Below are 18,412 nucleotides of genomic sequence, written 5' to 3'. Positions count from 1 at the left end.
GTTTTTAGTGAAAAATCAGGCGGGGTTTTTACTCTTCATCATTGTACTTGCTCCTCCCCCTGGGCTGCTGCATACAGTAAATGTGGAGGAGGGATGCAGTATGTTTTTTCAGAGACGATATCCGGTTTATCCCGTACCGTATGAATGCTATCCATATGGAGCGGAAGTAAGAAACGGTTTTGAAGAGACTCTATTACCACATACTTATCAGCAATACTTTCCACAACAGGAATACTATCCACAGAATCCTAACTACTATGATCCTTATCAGGGATACGTTCAAGAGCCTATTCACAATGACCCATTCGATTCACGGGCCAACTGGAGGGAATGGGAAGATCTGGGTGCACCGGCACGTGGGATGAAGGGTTCACCCGCCGTTGCATCCTGGCAGGCGAACCGGCTGGATACATTTGTAAGAGGCGAAAACGACAGAATGTATCACAAATGGTGGGACGGTTCTCGTTGGAGTAATTGGGAGGACCTTGGAGCTCCAAAGCGAGGGTTGAAGAGTTCTCCTGCTGCTGTGTCATGGGGGCAGAACCGTATTGACACCTTCGTAAGAGGAAACCGGGATACTCTTTGGCACAAATGGTGGGATGGCAGGAGATGGAGTGAGTGGGAAGACCTTGGGGGACCACCGCGGGGCTTCAAGGGAGATCCGACAGTGTCATCTTGGTCAGCCAATCGCCTGGATGTATTCGTCCAAGGATACGACAATAATCTTTGGCATAAATGGTGGGACGGCAGAAACTGGAGTCAATGGGAGAACCTTGGCGCACCGAGGGGCGGTTTGAGGGACTCACCTGGTGCTGTATCATGGGGACCGAATCGCATTGATTGCTTTGTACGGGGAAACAACGACCGGATGTGGCATAAATGGTGGAATGGCTCAAGGTGGAGTAATTGGGAAGATCTCGGTTCACCGCCTCGAGGCTTCGAAGGTGCTCCTGCTGCAGCTTCATGGGCACAGAATCGCATTGATACCTTTGTACGAGGAGACAACAACAATATGTGGCATAAATGGTGGAACGGTTCCCGTTGGAGCAACTGGGAGGACCTTGGTGCTCCACGGGGAGGCGTACGTTCATCCCCGGGAGTTGTATCGTGGGGAGCCAACCGTGTGGACGCCTTTGCCAGAGGTAGAAATGATCATATGTGGCATAAGTGGTATGCGTGATGAGAAGAGAACCATCCCTGAGTGTGAATAGGGATGGTTTTTTTATTGCTGAAAATTAAGTATTTCGTATGTTATTATTTTGGAAAAGGGAAGGGGTGCCTCCAACAATGTTAGAAGAGATTCGTACTATCAGACTGGCGAAAAGTGAAGACCTTGGGAAAGTTCTGGAGCTATTGGTAAATGCAGCAGGCTGGTTACATACTAAAGGAACGAAGCAGTGGGATTATTACCTGACCAATCTAGAGGGAAACAAAGAAGAAGTGGCAGCTTCCATTGAAAATGAGTCAACCTATATCGTAGAAAAGGCAGGGAGAGCCATGGCTACACTGTCACTTGAATCTGTCCCCAGTGAGTGGGATATGGATATATGGGGAGAGGGGGCAGTGGATGATGTTGTATACCTGCATAGATTGGCCGTTCACAGAGATTTTGCTGGGAAAGGAATTGGAGAAAGCCTTTTGGATTGGGCTGAAGGCGTTGTGAGAGCATCCGGCAAAAAAAGCATCCGCTTCGATTGCATCGCAAGTAATGAGGGTCTGAATCGTTATTATCAACAACGGTATCCTCTAAAAGAAGTCATCAATATTCACGGCCGTCACTGTAAATATGAAATTCTATTAAACAAAAGCCCGGAGTGATTTCAAATCACTCCGGGCTTCTATTTAACTCGCTTTTCGTTTAGGACGTGCGTCCATCATCGGCATATATTCATTGAAATAATGATTCGTCTCCGAAACGATCACTTTATAGAGTAATAGTAATGCGATTAGGTTCGGAATCATCATTAATGCATTAGACATATCTGCAAAGGCCCAAACAAGTTCCAAATTGGCGACTGCCCCAAGTCCAGTGGCAATAATGTAAATGAGCCTGTAGGAATTGGCAAATCGATAGTTTGTGATATATTCAAAGCATTTTTCTCCGTACATATACCACCCGACAATAGTGGAGAACCCGAAGAAGATGACAGAGAAGGAAACGATATATTCTCCTACTACACCAAGAGCATGTCCGAACGCGGCGCTGGTCAATGCTCCACCGTCAAGGCTCGGTGCGTGCTCGACTCCTGATATCGCTCCTCCAGTCGGGTCCCAGAAACCTGTGATCAACAGCACAAGCCCCGTCATTGTACAAACCACTATCGTGACGATGAATGTTCCCGTCATGGCAACAAGAGCCTGCTTGACCGGGTGATCGGTTTTCGCATTTCCGGCAATCAGTGCCGCAGTACCAAGACCTGCCTCATTGGAGAAAATTCCCCGTGAAACCCCGCTGCGGACTGCTTCTGAGATAATGATTCCCGTAAATCCACCTGCAGCTGCCACAGGATTAAAGGCATAGAAGAAAATCATTTTAAATGCCGGAATGATCATATCGTAATTCAACACGATAATCAGGAGTGAACCTCCGATATACAAGAACGCCATGACAGGGACAAAGAAGGAAGCGACGGTACTGATCCGTTGAATCCCACCGAAAATGATCAATCCTGTCAGGACGGCGAGAACGATCCCTGTTACCAGGTTGTTTATGTGAAAGCTTGTACTCATGACATCCGCGATGGTATTTGACTGCACGCTGTTCCCGATTCCGAGAGCGGCGAATGCACCGAATAAAGCAAACGCAACTGCCAGCCACTTCCACTTGCTGCCGAGGCCTTTTTCTACATAATACATAGGACCGCCGGAGTATTCCCCGTTCTTATTTTTCACACGGTATTTCATGGCAAGCAGTGCTTCGGCATATTTCGTCGCCATGCCAAGAAGACCGACGATCCACATCCAGAAGATCGCCCCGGGTCCACCGATGGTCAGAGCTGTTGCCACCCCGGCAATGTTCCCATTCCCGATTGTTGCCGATAAAGCCGTCATCAGTGTTTTGAAGTTACTGATATCCCCTTCTGATTGGTCAGATGAGGCAGAGGGCTTCTCTTTTGTAAAAGCAAGTTTAAAAGCATACATCAGTTTACGGAACTGAAGCCCTTTAAGCATAAATGTTAAAAAAAGACCTGTACCGAACAATAGTACTAAACTTGGTGTCCCCCATAAGAATGAATTAATCTTGTCTAGCACATCTAACATAGAATCCTCCTTGTCATCTCATGTTGTAAACGTTTTCTTTGTGAGTTTCCATCTACTATTTATATAGTATTCCAAACAATCTGTCCATAACAAAAGCCGAATTTCCATAGATTGAGCCTTTTTTAGTAGGGACGGACCTCGGTTTCAGGTGCATAAGGGAGGGGGCAGCATAGATATGAAACGTGGAAACCGCATAAGGAAAGGGACGAACCTCATTTCAGCACTACGTGAACGTTACGTAGTGACTTGATTTTAGAGGTCCGTCCCTCGACATTATAATAGTATCACGATTAGTATGACGATAAGGGGTCCGATTAGGACGATATATCCCAAGGGTCTGGCGAAGTTCAGTGTCCACCCTACTCCGAAGCGTTTTTCCACGAAGATGGAGGGATCTTCAGGGTTGTAGTAGAAGAGTCCTCCTTTCCAGTATTGATCTTCATCTGCGTTGATCACTTCATGGGAATCTTCATTGATGACTTCTACGTCCAGGTCTGAATCCTTTTTCCCCACTTTGATTGCGAGTATGACCGTCCCTATCAGCACGAGTGCAGAGAAAGCAAGTGGAATCGTGATGATCAGGAGGTTGCTGACACTGTTTTCATATAATGTGGTGAATTGCAGGAATGTAAACAGCATGGATACCAGTATGGAGATGAGGAATAATAGCCAGCTCGTGTATTTTCGCAGACAAAGCTGACGAATGCGTGATGCCTTTACATTACCCGCGCTCAGCTTGATGCCGGAATTTCTTGTGAGTTCATTGATTCCGAGGAACATGGCATTCATCACAAGTAAGACAAGGGGCAGGGTCAAGGCAGAAAGATATGTTTTTCCCGTGAAAGCATCCGGCTTACCATCGGGTCCCCAATGGGTGGGGATCTGGTCAGGGAGGCTATTGTAATGGAATAAAGTAAACACCACTAACCCAACTGTGATCACCATGGGTACGATATAGGCCATCCAAGGGAGCATTTCATCTTTTGTCCGCAGGTTCAGTTCTGAAACCCTTATTTGTTTGCGATCCTTGAACCACTGCCTTTGCTTTTTCAACGTAGTGACTTTCATATGAAAATAAAAATAAAGGGTCATCGAAATGAATAAGATGACAAAAGGTATAAAAAATTCTGCAAATATCAGGTGATTTTCAGAAGGTGTGGTAGTTGATGACCAAATGAAATAGATGGCAAGAACACCTATGCTGATGAGAAATGTAAGGAAGGCATAGAGTTTTTTAAATTGTCGAAGTTGGACATTCTTCACCTCATCAACAGGTATAGTTACACCAAAGACCACCGTCCGTTTTACAATGAAAGGTATAGCCATTTGAAGCGCCGCCAGAAAGCCTGTTGTGACGAAAATTAGTGTCATTTCCAATTGTTACTCCCCCTTAACTTTTAAAATGATGGACGCGACTAATTCTGCAATCTCCTTTTCACTCATACCGACGACCAGGGATTCCACTAATACCGGACGCAATTCTACTGAAATCTGATTCAACCTTGCAGTCGGGATCTGTCCTTCGGAAGGTGAACAAATGACGGCACCCGACTTCGGCACAATCCGGATCACCCCTTTGCTTTCCAATTCATGATAGCTCTTATTCACCGTATGCATGTTCACACCAAGGTCACTGGCAAGACTCCGGACAGAAGGAAGGATGTCCCCAGGGACCAATTCACCTCGGACGATCCCTTCCATGATTCCATTCCGGACCTGAGCATAGATCGGTATATCTGATTGAGGTTCAATTTGGATAAACAAAGTGTCACCTCCTAGTTTTGTTATATGATTAGTATAACAGAATTGTTCTAGTAAAGGTATAACAAAGGTGTGCGATTTCCAAAAAAAGTTAGTGTGTTGGCTAATTACCCGTTATAATTTGATTATAAAGATGATGGGGGAGAGGGATAGGGATAGGTGGGGGAGTAAGATTCCAGGGAGGTTAATGACAAAAAGCTATTTGGAACGGAAGATGAATGAATATGTATGTTATCGGGAGAGTAAACGTTGGTTTATAGAGGGATTTACATAAAAAGAATAGTAGTATAGAAGGATCCATATCGTCATAAAGTTTTATAGCATGTTGCAAATGAAGAAAAGAGAGTGAGGTGGCCATGATGAATAAAGTCCTGGAGATTAATGAATTGACTACCATAGGTCAGCATATTGTAGAGCTTTCTGACCTATTGAGGATAGTGGTGGATGACGGGGCATCCATTGGTTTTTTATCCCCGATGGCTCCTTCAGCTGCCGCGGAATTCTGGCATCATGCCTTTAATCCACATGTGATTTTATATGTAGCCTGGATGGATGATACGTTAGCGGGAACCGTGCAACTTCACCTATGCACTAAACAAAACGGTACCCACAGAGCCGAAATCGCTAAGATGATGGTTCACCCTGCATTTCGCCAAAAAGGCATCGCCAAGAAGCTCATGCAAACCGCTGAGAAAAGAGCGAAAGAAGAGGGACGGACCTTGCTCATTCTCGATACGGTTGAAGGTGCTCCCTCTAATCATTTGTATACCTCTCTAGGATTCCTACAGGGAGGGCGGATTCCTGATTATGCTGCCTCTCCATACGGTGAACTCGAGCCGACGGTCATCTACTATAAACACATTTAGAGGATTAGGAGGGACGGACCTTAAATTAGACATGTGAATGAAGGAATTATTCGATTTTAAAGGTCCGTCCCTCAAATAATAGTAAAATAGGATCAGGAACCCATTTTTGTTTATTTCGTATGTGTAGGTAGTAATGGGGGATGAGGGGGGAAGATATGAAGCAGAAATGGTCGTTATGGATTTTTTTGTTGTGTTTGCTGACCGGTTTGCTGTTGGTGACGGCCTGCAGTGATTCGGATGCCATTAGCGAGGAAACGAATGCTCATAATAAAGAAGAGCCGTATGAAATAGAAGTAAAGAAAATGAACGAAGAAATCGGGGAACAAGAACCTCTGAAGCTCACATCCTACAGCGAGGAAATCGGTGTCACAATCAAAGAACCGCTATATAAAGAATTTGCTGCAAATGGACATGTGAGCGTGAACGGGGAAATTGAAAAGTATCAAGGTTTGCAATCTGACTATGCCTGGATCAAGGTCAGGGCAAGTAAAGAAGGTGCTGTAGGAAGACAACTTGAATATTATACACCGATCGAAGACGGAAAGTTCAAACAGGACATCCATTTTTTCAATGGGGAAGGTGAGTATAGCGTCTCTGTGCAGCTTCCGAGCAGGGACCGTGAGAATTACTATTATGATACGGCATCCTTTACCGTTCATAATGTGAATCCTGAGGCCAATAGGGATATGACCCTGACCCCGTTTGGCCATGATGCCGAGCTGTCCTTGAACACCAAGTCGAGCTATGTCAAAGGGAACGAAGTGTTCACATTAAATGGAGCTGCTGCTAATCTCGCAGATGATGACACGATTATGCTCAGACTAAAGAAGGATTCAGAGAACTGGAAGCATGTTATCCCAATAAAGAATGGGGAATTCAGCTATGATGTCCCCCTGTTTTATGGAAAAGGGATTCATGAGCTTGAAATACTGGTACCGGATGAAGACCGGGACCAATACTACCAGACGGCGACCACTCTTCTCATTGATAATGAATCTGATCGGGTGATGAGTCCGATTGAGTATGCGGATACTTACCTTGAGCGGGGTGTGACCCTGGAATCCCCCCAATTCGGAGGAGAAGAGTCTTCTGGCCAATACAAGATTAAAGGAAGCATCGATCCGAAAGCAGAATTTGGCCGTGAAACCACTCATATTTATATCACTACGAAAAAAGGGGAGGATGAAGCATTGGATGTCATCCCAGTCGAGGATTTTACCTTTGATGATTCGTTTTACCTTCGCTTTGGGCCGGGTACCTATGAAGTGACCCTCAGCGTACCTGAAATAAAAGAAGAAAACAGCGATTACTTCAGGTTTTTCGGTTTTGCAAAGTTTGAAGTTGAATCCACGGGAGAAGACAAACGGGATCTTCTGCCTTCACGAGGGGTTCAGTCGGATTCTCCTGAAATCAAAAAACAGGCAGAAATCGTTACAGCGGATAACAGGAGTGACAGGGATAAAGCAAAGTCCATATATGATTATGTCGCGAAAAATGTTTCCTATGACGTTGAAAAGTATGAAAACGATGACTTTAACTGGGATGACAGTGCACTAAAAACACTTGAATCCAAAACCGGTGTATGTCAAGACTATGCGTACTTGGCGATTGCCATGTTACGTGCCAGTGGGATTGAGGCAAGATTCGTTGAAGGTAGGGCAGGCGGTATTTTCCCAGGAAGGCATGCATGGGTGGAAGCAAATCTGGATGATGAGTGGATCACCCTGGATCCGACATGGGGGTCCGGGTATTTGAAGAATGGTAAGTTCGTACCGGCCTTTAATGAAGATTATTTTAATCCGGATATGAATGAATTTAAGAAGACGCACACACGTACAGGTGTGTCATATTAGAAAAGATGAATGTTCCATAGAATCAGCTCTGTTTTCCCAGAAGCTGATTCTTTTTTATAAATCATGAGAGGTAATTATAAGCAATATTGTGAATGAAAGCCATAAATAGTACACTTGGATAAGAAAGAATTCTTATATTCAGGAGAGTAATGAATGTTTTTTACACAAAATAAGAAAACAGTCCTCATGCTTTTTATCTTAATGATTTTATTAGAAATATTGGATTTTTCATGGAAAACGGTTGATCAATCTAATGGGGAAGTGTCACTTTTTCTCCACACAGGTTTAGTGTTATGTATGCTGGCATTATTATTTCTTCTTTTTAGAGGGAATTGGAGTGCTTCAAAGGAGTTATCCAATAGCAATAAGAATTTAAACAACATTTTTGAGACGCTGGATGTTGCCATCTGGTCTCATGATATGAAATCAGATGTTCTTTTGATTACGCCGGGCATTGAGAATTTGTATGGATATCCCTTGAGCGATTTTTATCAGGATACGCTCCTGTGGAAAAAAGTCATACACCCTGAAGACATGCCGGTATTAGATGAAAGGGCAGAAAAACTTGGCTCCGGTCAGGCGTGTGTCAGTATTTACCGTATCATTAAACCTGATGGCCAGGTTCGCTGGATACAGGACAGAGGGATTCCGACCTTAGGGGAAAAAGGAGAAATGATATCTTTTACCAGTGTATTGTTTGATATCACCAATCGTAAGGAAAGCGAAGATCAATACCGAAGTTTGGTTGATTTATCACCTGATATCATCGCAGTGATCAGTAACCAGACGTTTGATTATATCAATGAAGCAGGAAGCAGGCTGATCGGTGCCGATGGCCCGGAAGACATTATAAATAAAAATGTTTCCCATTTTACCAGTCTTGAGAATATCAAGAAAATAAGGGAGCAGACCAAAGACTCGACGGCAGGGGAACGATTTGAACTGACCATTTATCGTCTTAACGGTGATGAGATAGAGTTGGAGATTTCGGCTATTCCCATTTTATATGGCGGAAGGATGGCCATACAATTGATTGGCCGGGATATTACGAATCGGAAAAAAACTGAGAAAACGATCCATGCAATGGCCTATTATGATTCATTAACGGGTCTTCCAAACCGAAATAAATTTAAGCAATATTTAAACCAGTCATTACATGAGTCTCCAGATCAACCTATGGCGATTTTATTTTTGGATTTAGATCGATTCAAGGTTATCAACGATACGAAAGGGCATTCTACTGGAGATACCATATTAGAGAAGGTTGCCTATCGACTGAAAAAGGTGGTAAACGACAAAGGGATTGTGTTTAGACAAGGGGGAGATGAATTTATTATCATACTCCCCAATGTGAGTAAACGAGAAGTTGCAGAAACGGCGAAGGAGATTTTACAAAGTTTCACAAGTCCGATCATCATTCATGAACAGGAATTCTTTGTGACACCGAGTATCGGTATCAGTATGTACCCAAAAGACGGAAAAGAGCAGGAAAATTTGATTAAACATGCCGACACAGCCATGTATTTAGCGAAAGACCAAGGAAAGAACAACTATCAATTTTACTTCCCTGAACTTGAAAAAACTTCTTCGAGGAATATGGAAATTGAAAATGGATTAAGGAAGGTATTGGAGTTTGATCAATTAAGTCTCCATTATCAGCCGAAGGTGGACCTGGATACACTTGATATTATTGGGGTAGAAGCATTGATTCGTTGGGAACATCCTGCATTGGGGATGGTTCCTCCGTCTGAATTTATTCCACTGGCTGAGGAGACAGGCTTGATCATACCAATTGGGGAATGGGTACTGAGAGAAGCTTGTAAACAAAGTAAGGAGTGGGAAGAGGACGGATTAGGTATCATTCCCGTTGCCGTCAATATATCTGTCAGGCAGATCAAGGATGGAGGGTTTGTTGAAATGGTTAAAGAAACCCTATCAGACATCCAGTTTGAGCCGGAACGTCTTGAGCTTGAAATAACGGAGAGTATCATGCAGGATTTTGAAAAATCAACAAACGTTCTCAACGAGTTGAAAGAGGTAGGGGTCATCATTTCCATGGATGACTTTGGTACAGGTTACTCGTCTTTGAATAATTTAAGGCACTTACCGATTGATAATATCAAAATCGATAAATCGTTCGTAGATGATATTATGAAAGACTCGAATCAGGTTTCCATTGTAAAAGCCATCATTGATATGAGCCAAAATATGAATTTCACCACAATAGCGGAGGGCATTGAAACAAAAGATCAAGTGTTATTTTTGAAGAAGAACGACTGTCAGGTTGGACAAGGATACCATTTTAGCAGACCATTGCCTGCAGATGAACTGAAATCTCTTTTGAATGGGAAAAGAATCAACTTAAAATGATTTAATGGAGGAACGAATGAGGGACGGACCTCTGATGAGTGATTAACCCAAGGGTTTTATTGCTGATTGGAGGTCCGTCCCTCTTCCGGTTTACTGAAATGGTAAACTTATATTAGTGGGAAATGTTCTTTAGGAGGGATGATTGTGGGTGAGAATTCGGTGGGCAGTCACGTTCAGCTGGGTGACCCGGTTATAGAGAGAAAGATTGGGTATGACGGAAGAGTGGTAGAACATCGCTGCCGGCTTTTGAAAGCGGGAGTTGAAGATGTGGTCCTTTTTCATAAGATAGAAGATGCCTTTACCATGAAAGCAAACCAATTGAGTTTAACCATCCCAGAAGGAAGCTACACCCTGGCGTACTACTGGAGGGACCGTGCTTATAACGTGTATATTTGGAGAGATCAAAGAGGTGAATATTTAGGGTCCTATTTTAATATTGTGAGGAATACCCGCATTAACACTGAAGTCGTGTCTTTTGAAGATCTCATCATCGATGTCCTTGTATTTGCCGATGGGAAATTTTCTGTTTTGGACGAAGAGGAATTACCTGTTTCTTTAGTGGAGTTTGAGGGTGGATATGTGCTGGAGGAACTACAATTATTAGTGGATAAGGTTAAGGATATCCTTCCGAAGCTTATCTCTGGTACAAGGAGTCATTTTCCGCATGAGGATCTAATGATGTGGCTTAACGACTCGAAAGATAGAAGGGAGGTCACTAAGCATAAAGATGAAACGTAAGGAGAACGAAGAAATCATCAATCCGGCTTCAGCTGCCATCATCATGGCTTTGGGAATCTTTCTTTATGCTGCCGTTGATGCTTTTACTTGGGTTTCCCCCATCATGGGAAAAATACTGACGGTATCCTTGATTGTGTTGGCTGCCTATATCTACAGATGCCTATTCAAACAGATGTTTAATAAACCTTTTACCTTAACTTTAATAGGTGATCCCGTACATTCTTTCGTGATTGGATCATGGGTTGCGGGTATTTCGGTATTGAGCAATGTGATCGTAAAATATTTTCCTGATATGAGCGAGGCAGTGCAGGTCATCACACTACTGAATACCTTTTTGTGGCTCGCTTTTTTAGTGAATTGCTCCTACCAATTTAAAGAGATGATGAAACGGCCGGCAGCGTATTCCACTCATGGGATTGTGCTGCTTTCTACCGTTGCGACACAATCAGTGGTGATTGAATGGGTGAAGGTCTTTTCACTTCCTGATGAACTGCTGATCGGGATGATGTCACTTGGCATCCTTTTTTATTTGATTGGCATGACATTGATTGTGCTTCGGTATGCGAGAGGAAAGCCTTGGACAATCAGTAATGATTGGACGAGCACGAATTGTATCATTCATGGAGCTTTATCCATTTCTGGTCTGGCGATCGTTTCTTCACAGATGTTGTCTGGAATCGTTATGATGATTTTTTGGCTTTTTGTATTGATCCTCCTGATTAGTGTGGAATTGTTGGAAATGGTAAGAGCGGTCAAGCGGATTCAGATGCTGGGCTGGAAAAAAGGGGTATTTACCTATCATACAAGTCAATGGTCCCGGAACTTCACTTTCGGAATGTTCTATGCTTTTACCATAACTATGCATGAGAATCCTTATTATTTGAATGCATTTTATGATTTTCATACAGTCTTCTTACATTTTTGGGCATGGGTTGTGCTCATGTTTCTCATTACAGAAATTGGTTTATGGGCTGGCTCGAAGGATGATCTACGGGAAGAAAAAATGGAGGAGAATGTTTCTTGAGTACGTTTATCTTGTTTATGCTATTCATTTTATGTGCATCTATTTTGCAAACCAGTACTGGTTTCGGTTTTTCCATTTTAGCCACACCTTTTTTATTGCTTTTATTTCCACCAAAAGAAGCGATACAGATTAATTTGATCTTATCCCTTGTGATTTCGCTGGCATTAATAGCGAAAATCAGACGGGATATAGATTTTAATCTTGTAAAAAGGTTTGTGGTTGGGAGCATACCTGGTTTACCGCTGGGTATATTAATTTTTACTCTAATTGATATGAGTCTTTTAAAGATAATCATCAGCCTGATCATCATAATGCTGACAGTCTTACTTATCATGAAATACCGCATTCGCCAGTCATTAATGCGTGACTTTCTGGCAGGGGGCTTGTCGGGAATACTGACCACAAGTATCGGCATGCCCGGGCCGCCGTTGCTTCTATATTTTTCTGGAACGGAGACCAGGAAAGAGAAGCTAAGAGGAACAACCCTTGCCTTTTATTTGTTCATCTACCTCGTCAGTTTAGGGATCCAGGTGGAAGTCGCCGGGACGACTCTAACCGTTTGGAAGTCAAGCTTTCTAGCATTACCGGTAGTTGCTCTAGGTCTAGTGTTAGGACAAGCTCTATTCAGCAAAATCAATCAAAAAATCTTTCAGATTCTAACCTACGCCCTCCTGCTATTTACTGGAATCTATCTTTTGCTAGAAAGCTTTTTTTGAGGGACGGACCTCTCATGAGCGAATAACCAAATGGTTTTATGCTGATTTAGAGGTCCGTCCCTCTTATAGATCGTCTAATACTTCTTTTAAGACAATGGCATGGTTATGTTGTTCGTCTTTTGCTCCGTAGAGGAGGACTATTCGTTCATTTTCTGCCATTTTTTTCAGTTCCCGCAACCTTTTTTGCTTTTCTTCATTTTGATAGAGTTCTTCTTTGTAGGCTTGCCTGAATTCCCGAACTTCTCAGGATCGTGATTAAACCACTTTCGTAAAGAAGGACTTGGCGTAATCTCCTTCATCCACTCATCAAGACGTGCATTCTCTTTTGATATTCCTCGCGGCCAGACACGGTCGATCAAAATCCGTTGTCCCCCTAATCGGGGAGGTTCATCGTAGATTCTTTTAAGTACGATAGACATTGTTTAGCCTCCATTCCTTCTATTCTCCCTCTACTTTCAGGATAAATGGGATTGAAGAATGAAGCAAAGATTTTAACCAAAAGAATCACCAATCCTTTTTATTTTCTTTAAAGTCATTGGAGTCAGAATAATGGGGATCTGGAATACTTTAATATCATAAAAAATTAAAGTGATCCTGACGGTTATGAACATGTTAGGGCTATGTGACCGCCAGAGGTCTTCAGGGAATGGCGAATGACCCTTACCTGGATACCAGGTTACATGAAAGTCTCAATGAATTAATAATAGCTACTAACCTTGCATATGAATATAAAGATGAGGCAAGGGCGTTTGCCTTGTCTTAACATTGTGAAAATCAGAGTTTGTGACTGCTCCACTGAATGAAGTTGACCATGCACAATTTCAGCCGTTTTACCAATTGAATTGACTTCTTCGGGGAAAACGCATGGAGGATTGCAGCACTGGCATTCCTCTCATCTAACAATAAAGAGTATCAATTCAAACATGTTTAATCCGGCAACTTTGCCGAAATCCTTGAAGAATACTGCGATGGAAATCAGAAAGAAATCCAGCACCAATGGTTTGAAAAAGAGAGGGACGGACCTCCAATGGCGTAGATTATTCTCTTCTGGAGAATTACTGGAGGTCCGTCCCTCTCATTGGAGGATGATGATCTTTTGAATAGACGGAACGGTTGTAGTGGAGATATGAATAGGGTCAGGCGTGGCGAGGGTAAGGTCCTCCCGGAATTAAGCAGGAAACAGATAACGATGATTAGGGCTTTGTTCAGAAAATGGTTGTCATTCCCATTGAAATTATATTTGTTCTCTATTGAATCGTGACACCGTCATGATGGATTTTATTCTATTTATTAAAAGTCTGCTTATAGGTGTCACTATTGCCGCTCCGGTCGGTCCAGTCGGTATCCTCTGCATTCAACGGACGTTGGCATATGGAAGGTGGACAGGTTTTGTGTCGGGTTTGGGAGCTGCTGCAGCAGATGCTCTATACGGTTTGGTCGCTGTGATGGGGGTTTCGGTTGTATCGGTATTTCTCCTTGATCACCAATATTGGATACAGTTATGGAGTGGGATATTTCTTTTCTTACTGGGGTGGAAAACATACACTTCAAAGGTGGAAACATTCATGACAGACCAATCAAAAACCACTTCTTCGCTTAAAGGGTTTCTTTCTGTATTTCTAGTGACGCTTACCAATCCGATGACAATTTTCGCCTTTATTGCGATCTTTGGTGTCTTCCGCGTGACAGCTTCTGGTGATAGCTTATCTGCACTGCTGGTCGTATCAGGTGTATTTTGCGGCTCTGCTTTATGGTGGGGATTGATTGCAATGGTCGGGGGATGGTTAAGCAGTTGGATGGAACCGGATTCTTTAAGAGTGATCAACCGCGTTTCAGGAATCATCATGACCATATTCAGTGCATATTTTCTGATAGATCTGATTTAATAAGAGGGACGGACCTCCCAAAAGGGTACCCATTCTATTTTAGGTATTATATTGGAGGTCCGTCCCTCCATTAATGATCTCTGTGCACATTTGCCTAAGGGCGGTGTCTTCATTCTCAAGATCGATAGGTTTCATAACGACATACCAACTGAACACCTCTCTATAAAAAAAGAGCGAGTCAACTTTCTGAAAAAGGTATTTCGCTATAGATGAAGAATCTATTAAGGGTACGTCTATTATACATAGAGAGGAAACCTGCAATGGAAATAGTAGAATTACACAAAGATTCATGCCTGTTTGACCAGGCAGTAAAAGTATTCTGGGGACAATGGGGGAGTAAAGAGAATTATAGATTCTATCACGATTGCATATTCCATTCCAGCCGTACCGAAGAGGACCTTCCCCGATTTTATATCGCTTTACATGAAGAAAATATCATCGGTACTTACGCGCTATTAAGAAATGATCTCAACAGCCGCCAGGATCTGTATCCATGGCTTGCATGTCTTTATGTAGAAGCAGGTGAAAGAGGAAAAGGACTAAGTTCCATGCTTCTTGAACATGCTTTGCAGGAAGCGGATAAAAAAGGATACGACAAGCTCTATCTCACAACAGATCTTGAAGGCTATTATGAAAAATATGGATGGTCCCAATCAACAGAAGCCGTTGGATTGAACGGAGAATCCATGAAAGTTTATCATAAGCGAACAAGTGAAATGTCTTGAAATAAAAGGAATGAAGAACTTAAGTCAGGAATACGCATAAAGAAAAATCGGCAGGGAGTTGGTACCTTGACGCAGGTGGCAGCGGCGATCTATCTTTCTTTCGGAATGCTAGGCGTATTTTTGCCGGAGTATTGATATTAATATTCTTGTCTGTCCTTGTACCGGAGAATTCAGGAGTGTTTTACAAAAAAGTAATCATGAAACAGGCACGCAATGAGCATGCGCGCCTGTTTTCTATTACAGTCCCAAGGAGATATATTTCACTTCTAAAAATTCTTCAATCCCCTGGTGTCCGCCTTCACGGCCGAGACCGCTTTGTTTGAATCCGCCGAATGGGGCTTGAGGGGTGGACGGCATGCCGTCATTCAATCCGACGATTCCGTACTCCAGTTGTTCACAGATCCGAATTCCTTTGGTGATATTCTCCGTGAATACATAGGCCGCAAGACCATAAATGGAGTCATTCGCCCGCGCGATGGCTTCTTCCTCGGTTTTAAATGTCGTGATAGGGGCTACTGGACCGAAAGTTTCATCTTTCATGCAGAGCATGTCATCGGTCACATTTGTCAGGACAGTCGGTTCAAAATACAATCCCTCTATTCCTTTCCCTCCGTAGGCAACGGAAGCTCCTTTTTCAACAGCATCTTCTACGTGTTTCCGGACTTTTTTGATGGCATCTTCATCAATCAATGGTCCGATATCCACACCATCTTCCAGGCCGTTCCCGACCTTCAACTTCTTCACTTTTTCAACGAGCTTCTCTGTAAATGAATCTGCGAGGGATTCATGAACATAGATACGGTTGGAACAGACACAGGTTTGACCGGCATTTCGGAACTTCGATGCAATGACTCCATCAACAGCCTTCTCAAGATTAGAATCGTCCATTACAATGACAGGTGCATGACCTCCAAGCTCCAACGATATTTTCTTGACTGTGTCAGCCGAACCCTTCATCAGGACCTTCCCGACTTCTGTTGAACCTGTGAATGTCAGTTTTCGTACACGAGTGTCTTCCATCCATGCTTCCCCGATGGATTTCGAAGCACCTGTCACTACATTGATGACACCTTTAGGAATACCGGCTTCTTCAGCCAGAGCAGCCATCTTTAGAGCAGTCAAAGGGGTTTGGTTAGCAGGCTTGATCACAACCGTACAGCCTGTAGCAAGTGCAGGTGCCACTTTACGAGTAATCATGGCAGCAGGGAAGTTCCATGGGGTGATGACCGCGACAACCCCGACAGGCTGCTTATGAACAAATAATCGTTTATTTCGATGAGTGGCGGGGATTTGTTCACCATAAACTCGCTTTCCTTCTTCAGCGTACCAAGAGATAAATCCGTTTGCGTATTGGATTTCACCAAGTGCTTCTTTTAAAGGCTTTCCTTGCTCGATGGTCATGGTACGTGCCAAGTCCTCTTTATTTTCATTAATCAGGTCATGCCATTTACGGATGAGGTCACTTCTCTCATATGCCGAGAATTGAGACCAGTCCTTGAATGCATCATGAGCTGCGTCAACTGCCATGGTGGCTTCTGGTTTGCTTCCATGGGGAATGGTCGCGATTACTTCTGAAGTTGCTGGATTGGTTACTTCCTTTTTCTCAAGATCCGAACCGGTTGGTTCTCCATTGATAAACATATTGTAGTGTTGCATAGTGTTCCTCCTTTTAAATGATAGATTCCCATATGCTTATTACTATGTAGGTTGTTTTAAATTTACAATAGTGAATGGGAAGAATCCAGTCATTTGTATTCATTACGTCTCATTGTTTAAATACCCACAAGAAGAGGGAAGATAAACCGTATGAATACAAACAAGGAGGAACTCTCATGAAAGCGGTTATTATCAATCAATATGGAGATAAAGATGTATTAGAGGGGAAAGAAATTGATCAACCGACGATCCGTGACAATCAAATCTTATTGGAAAATCATGCGACATCAATCAATCCCATCGATTGGAAGGTGCGGGCAGGGTATTTAAAAGAGATGCTCGACTTTGAATTTCCAATTATCTTAGGCTGGGATGCAGCAGGAGTGATCGCAGAAAAAGGAAAGAACGTGCACGGGTTCGAAGTAGGTGACCGGGTTTTCGCAAGACCCGCCACTACAAGGGAAGGAACATACGCTGAGTATGTGGCGGTGGATGAAGAGCTGCTTGCTAAAATGCCTGAGAGCATGAGCTTTGCAGAAGCGGCGGCTATCCCTCTTGCAGGCTTGACGGCGTGGCAGTGCCTGGTCGATTTCGGCAGGATTAAAAAAGGGGATAAAGTGCTCATTCATGCAGGATCAGGTGGAGTAGGGAACTTTGCAATTCAGATTGCGAAAAGCTTCGGGGCATATGTCGCGACGACAGCAAGCGGAAAGAATGAAGAATTCGTCAAATCATTGGGTGCGGATCAATTCATCAATTATAAAGAAGAAGATTTCAGTGAAGTGCTGAAGGATTTCGACCTGGTTCTCGATTCCATGGGTGGGGAAGTTCAGTCCAACAGCTATAAAGTGTTGAAGGAAAGTGGTAAGCTCGTATCGATTGCACAGCCTCCATCTGAAGAAGAAGCGGCAAAGTACGGAGTGAAAGCCGAATTTTTGTGGCTCGATCCCAAGGGAGAGCAGCTGACCAAGCTTGCCGACCTATACGAGACCGGTCAATTAAAGCCTGTAATCGGAGAAACATTCGACCTGAGCGAGCAGGGATTGAAGGATGCCCACGCATTGAGTGAGACACATCATGCTCAAGGGAAAATCGTGATCAAAGTGAAATAATTAGAGGAGGGACGGACCTTTGGAAGGTCCGTCCCTCCATTTTTTTCTCCCGAATACCTGCCGGCAGTTGTAACCGAGACAGCAGAAACTGTAGCGAATCATCGTCGCTCTTTGTGCATGGATAAAGGGTTCCATGGAAGTCGGCAAGCTTACCTGCATCACAGAGCTGTTCTAAAATCTTATCTCTGATGAGAAAGTTTACTGCCATCATCAGTTTGCAGCCTTTAAGCCACGGTCGATATAAAATCCGCGTTTCTTGGTCCCATAATAATGGAGCGACCATTCTCAAGAAGGGGAATCCGATACCTTTCAGAGTAATTACTTCTTTAATCCAGTATAAATAACCTTGTACTCCTCCAATTTACTCATAACATCATCAACCCAGTTCACATCCCCTAATTTATTGGTTAACGGGTAAAAAAATTTTCGGCACAAAAATGTAAA

At 43.3% G+C, this 18,412-nt stretch carries 15 protein-coding genes and 1 pseudogene; 11 read left to right on the top strand and 5 right to left on the bottom strand.

What is annotated here, in order from left to right; genetic code table 11:
• Positions 1-100: 100 nt before the first annotated feature.
• A complete protein-coding gene (locus tag BAA9072_RS00315; protein ID WP_201712705.1) occupies positions 101-1,180 on the top strand; it encodes a carbohydrate-binding protein in 1,080 nt (359 codons plus the stop codon).
• A 107-nt stretch (positions 1,181-1,287) separates the two neighbouring features.
• Entirely contained in the window at positions 1,288-1,818 is a 531-nt protein-coding gene (locus BAA9072_RS00310) for a GNAT family N-acetyltransferase (protein ID WP_201712704.1), read from the top strand.
• Between the two features lie 24 nt (positions 1,819-1,842).
• On the opposite strand, the gene BAA9072_RS00305 is transcribed toward BAA9072_RS00310, so the two are convergent.
• The 3 genes from BAA9072_RS00305 to BAA9072_RS00295 all read right to left on the bottom strand — a co-directional run bounded on the left by BAA9072_RS00305 (position 1,843) and on the right by BAA9072_RS00295 (position 5,025).
• Complete coding sequence (locus BAA9072_RS00305) at positions 1,843-3,261, bottom strand: alanine/glycine:cation symporter family protein (protein ID WP_201712703.1); 1,419 nt, start codon at positions 3,259-3,261, stop codon at positions 1,843-1,845.
• Between the two features lie 273 nt (positions 3,262-3,534).
• Entirely contained in the window at positions 3,535-4,632 is a 1,098-nt protein-coding gene (locus tag BAA9072_RS00300; RefSeq protein WP_230980732.1) for a DUF1648 domain-containing protein, read from the bottom strand.
• Positions 4,633-4,641: 9 nt separating this feature from the next.
• Positions 4,642-5,025, bottom strand: coding sequence for a GntR family transcriptional regulator (locus tag BAA9072_RS00295; RefSeq protein ID WP_201712702.1), 384 nt, complete (start codon positions 5,023-5,025; stop codon positions 4,642-4,644).
• A 353-nt stretch (positions 5,026-5,378) separates the two neighbouring features.
• On the opposite strand from BAA9072_RS00295, the gene BAA9072_RS00290 reads away from it, so the two are divergent.
• The 6 genes from BAA9072_RS00290 (at position 5,379) to BAA9072_RS00265 (ending at position 12,589) form a co-directional block, all read left to right on the top strand.
• Positions 5,379-5,888, top strand: a complete 510-nt coding sequence (locus tag BAA9072_RS00290; RefSeq protein ID WP_201712701.1) for a GNAT family N-acetyltransferase — start codon at positions 5,379-5,381, stop codon at positions 5,886-5,888.
• Between the two features lie 155 nt (positions 5,889-6,043).
• Complete coding sequence (locus BAA9072_RS00285; RefSeq protein ID WP_201712700.1) at positions 6,044-7,741, top strand: transglutaminase domain-containing protein; 1,698 nt, start codon at positions 6,044-6,046, stop codon at positions 7,739-7,741.
• Between the two features lie 153 nt (positions 7,742-7,894).
• Entirely contained in the window at positions 7,895-10,111 is a 2,217-nt protein-coding gene (locus BAA9072_RS00280; protein WP_201712699.1) for a bifunctional diguanylate cyclase/phosphodiesterase, read from the top strand.
• Between the two features lie 159 nt (positions 10,112-10,270).
• Positions 10,271-10,849 (top strand): DUF402 domain-containing protein, encoded by a 579-nt coding sequence (locus BAA9072_RS00275; protein WP_408015195.1) that lies wholly within the window; start codon positions 10,271-10,273, stop codon positions 10,847-10,849.
• Positions 10,839-11,873 (top strand): TDT family transporter, encoded by a 1,035-nt coding sequence (locus BAA9072_RS00270; protein ID WP_201712697.1) that lies wholly within the window; start codon positions 10,839-10,841, stop codon positions 11,871-11,873. Before BAA9072_RS00275 ends, BAA9072_RS00270 begins: the two co-directional genes overlap by 11 nt.
• A gap of 17 nt (positions 11,874-11,890) precedes the next feature.
• Entirely contained in the window at positions 11,891-12,589 is a 699-nt protein-coding gene (locus BAA9072_RS00265) for a sulfite exporter TauE/SafE family protein (protein ID WP_201713161.1), read from the top strand.
• Positions 12,590-12,652: 63 nt separating this feature from the next.
• On the opposite strand, the pseudogene BAA9072_RS00260 reads toward BAA9072_RS00265, so the two are convergent.
• Positions 12,653-13,008 (bottom strand): annotated as a pseudogene (locus tag BAA9072_RS00260) (DUF488 domain-containing protein).
• An 849-nt stretch (positions 13,009-13,857) separates the two neighbouring features.
• Here BAA9072_RS00260 and BAA9072_RS00255 point away from each other — a divergent pair.
• Entirely contained in the window at positions 13,858-14,475 is a 618-nt protein-coding gene (locus tag BAA9072_RS00255) for a LysE family translocator (protein ID WP_201712696.1), read from the top strand.
• 260 nt (positions 14,476-14,735) lie between these two features.
• Positions 14,736-15,200 (top strand): GNAT family N-acetyltransferase, encoded by a 465-nt coding sequence (locus BAA9072_RS00250; RefSeq protein WP_201712695.1) that lies wholly within the window; start codon positions 14,736-14,738, stop codon positions 15,198-15,200.
• A gap of 237 nt (positions 15,201-15,437) precedes the next feature.
• Here the strand turns inward: BAA9072_RS00250 and BAA9072_RS00245 are convergent, their stop codons facing one another.
• On the bottom strand, positions 15,438-16,856 hold the full coding sequence (locus BAA9072_RS00245; RefSeq protein ID WP_201712694.1) for an NAD-dependent succinate-semialdehyde dehydrogenase: 1,419 nt from the start codon (positions 16,854-16,856) through the stop codon (positions 15,438-15,440).
• A gap of 176 nt (positions 16,857-17,032) precedes the next feature.
• Here BAA9072_RS00245 and BAA9072_RS00240 point away from each other — a divergent pair, with 176 nt between their 5' ends.
• On the top strand, positions 17,033-17,968 hold the full coding sequence (locus BAA9072_RS00240) for an NADP-dependent oxidoreductase (protein WP_201712693.1): 936 nt from the start codon (positions 17,033-17,035) through the stop codon (positions 17,966-17,968).
• Positions 17,969-18,412 lie beyond the last annotated feature (444 nt).

It is taken from the genome of Rossellomorea arthrocnemi, assembly GCF_904424705.1.
GTDB lineage: Bacteria > Bacillota > Bacilli > Bacillales > Bacillaceae_B > Rossellomorea > Rossellomorea arthrocnemi.
This window is presented reverse-complemented; position numbering and strand designations above follow the sequence as displayed.

Excerpts from the sequence above, each read along its gene's own strand:
- BAA9072_RS00315 (WP_201712705.1), top strand. The coding sequence starts at position 101 with ATGTTTTTTCAGAGACGATATCCGGTTTATCCCGTACCGTATGAATGC.
- BAA9072_RS00310 (WP_201712704.1), top strand. The coding sequence starts at position 1,288 with ATGTTAGAAGAGATTCGTACTATCAGACTGGCGAAAAGTGAAGACCTT.
- BAA9072_RS00305 (WP_201712703.1), bottom strand. The coding sequence starts at position 3,261 with ATGTTAGATGTGCTAGACAAGATTAATTCATTCTTATGGGGGACACCA.
- BAA9072_RS00300 (WP_230980732.1), bottom strand. The coding sequence starts at position 4,632 with ATGACACTAATTTTCGTCACAACAGGCTTTCTGGCGGCGCTTCAAATG.
- BAA9072_RS00290 (WP_201712701.1), top strand. The coding sequence starts at position 5,379 with ATGATGAATAAAGTCCTGGAGATTAATGAATTGACTACCATAGGTCAG.
- BAA9072_RS00285 (WP_201712700.1), top strand. The coding sequence starts at position 6,044 with ATGAAGCAGAAATGGTCGTTATGGATTTTTTTGTTGTGTTTGCTGACC.
- BAA9072_RS00280 (WP_201712699.1), top strand. The coding sequence starts at position 7,895 with ATGTTTTTTACACAAAATAAGAAAACAGTCCTCATGCTTTTTATCTTA.
- BAA9072_RS00270 (WP_201712697.1), top strand. The coding sequence starts at position 10,839 with ATGAAACGTAAGGAGAACGAAGAAATCATCAATCCGGCTTCAGCTGCC.
- BAA9072_RS00265 (WP_201713161.1), top strand. The coding sequence starts at position 11,891 with ATGCTATTCATTTTATGTGCATCTATTTTGCAAACCAGTACTGGTTTC.
- BAA9072_RS00255 (WP_201712696.1), top strand. The coding sequence starts at position 13,858 with ATGATGGATTTTATTCTATTTATTAAAAGTCTGCTTATAGGTGTCACT.
- BAA9072_RS00250 (WP_201712695.1), top strand. The coding sequence starts at position 14,736 with ATGGAAATAGTAGAATTACACAAAGATTCATGCCTGTTTGACCAGGCA.
- BAA9072_RS00245 (WP_201712694.1), bottom strand. The coding sequence starts at position 16,856 with ATGCAACACTACAATATGTTTATCAATGGAGAACCAACCGGTTCGGAT.
- BAA9072_RS00240 (WP_201712693.1), top strand. The coding sequence starts at position 17,033 with ATGAAAGCGGTTATTATCAATCAATATGGAGATAAAGATGTATTAGAG.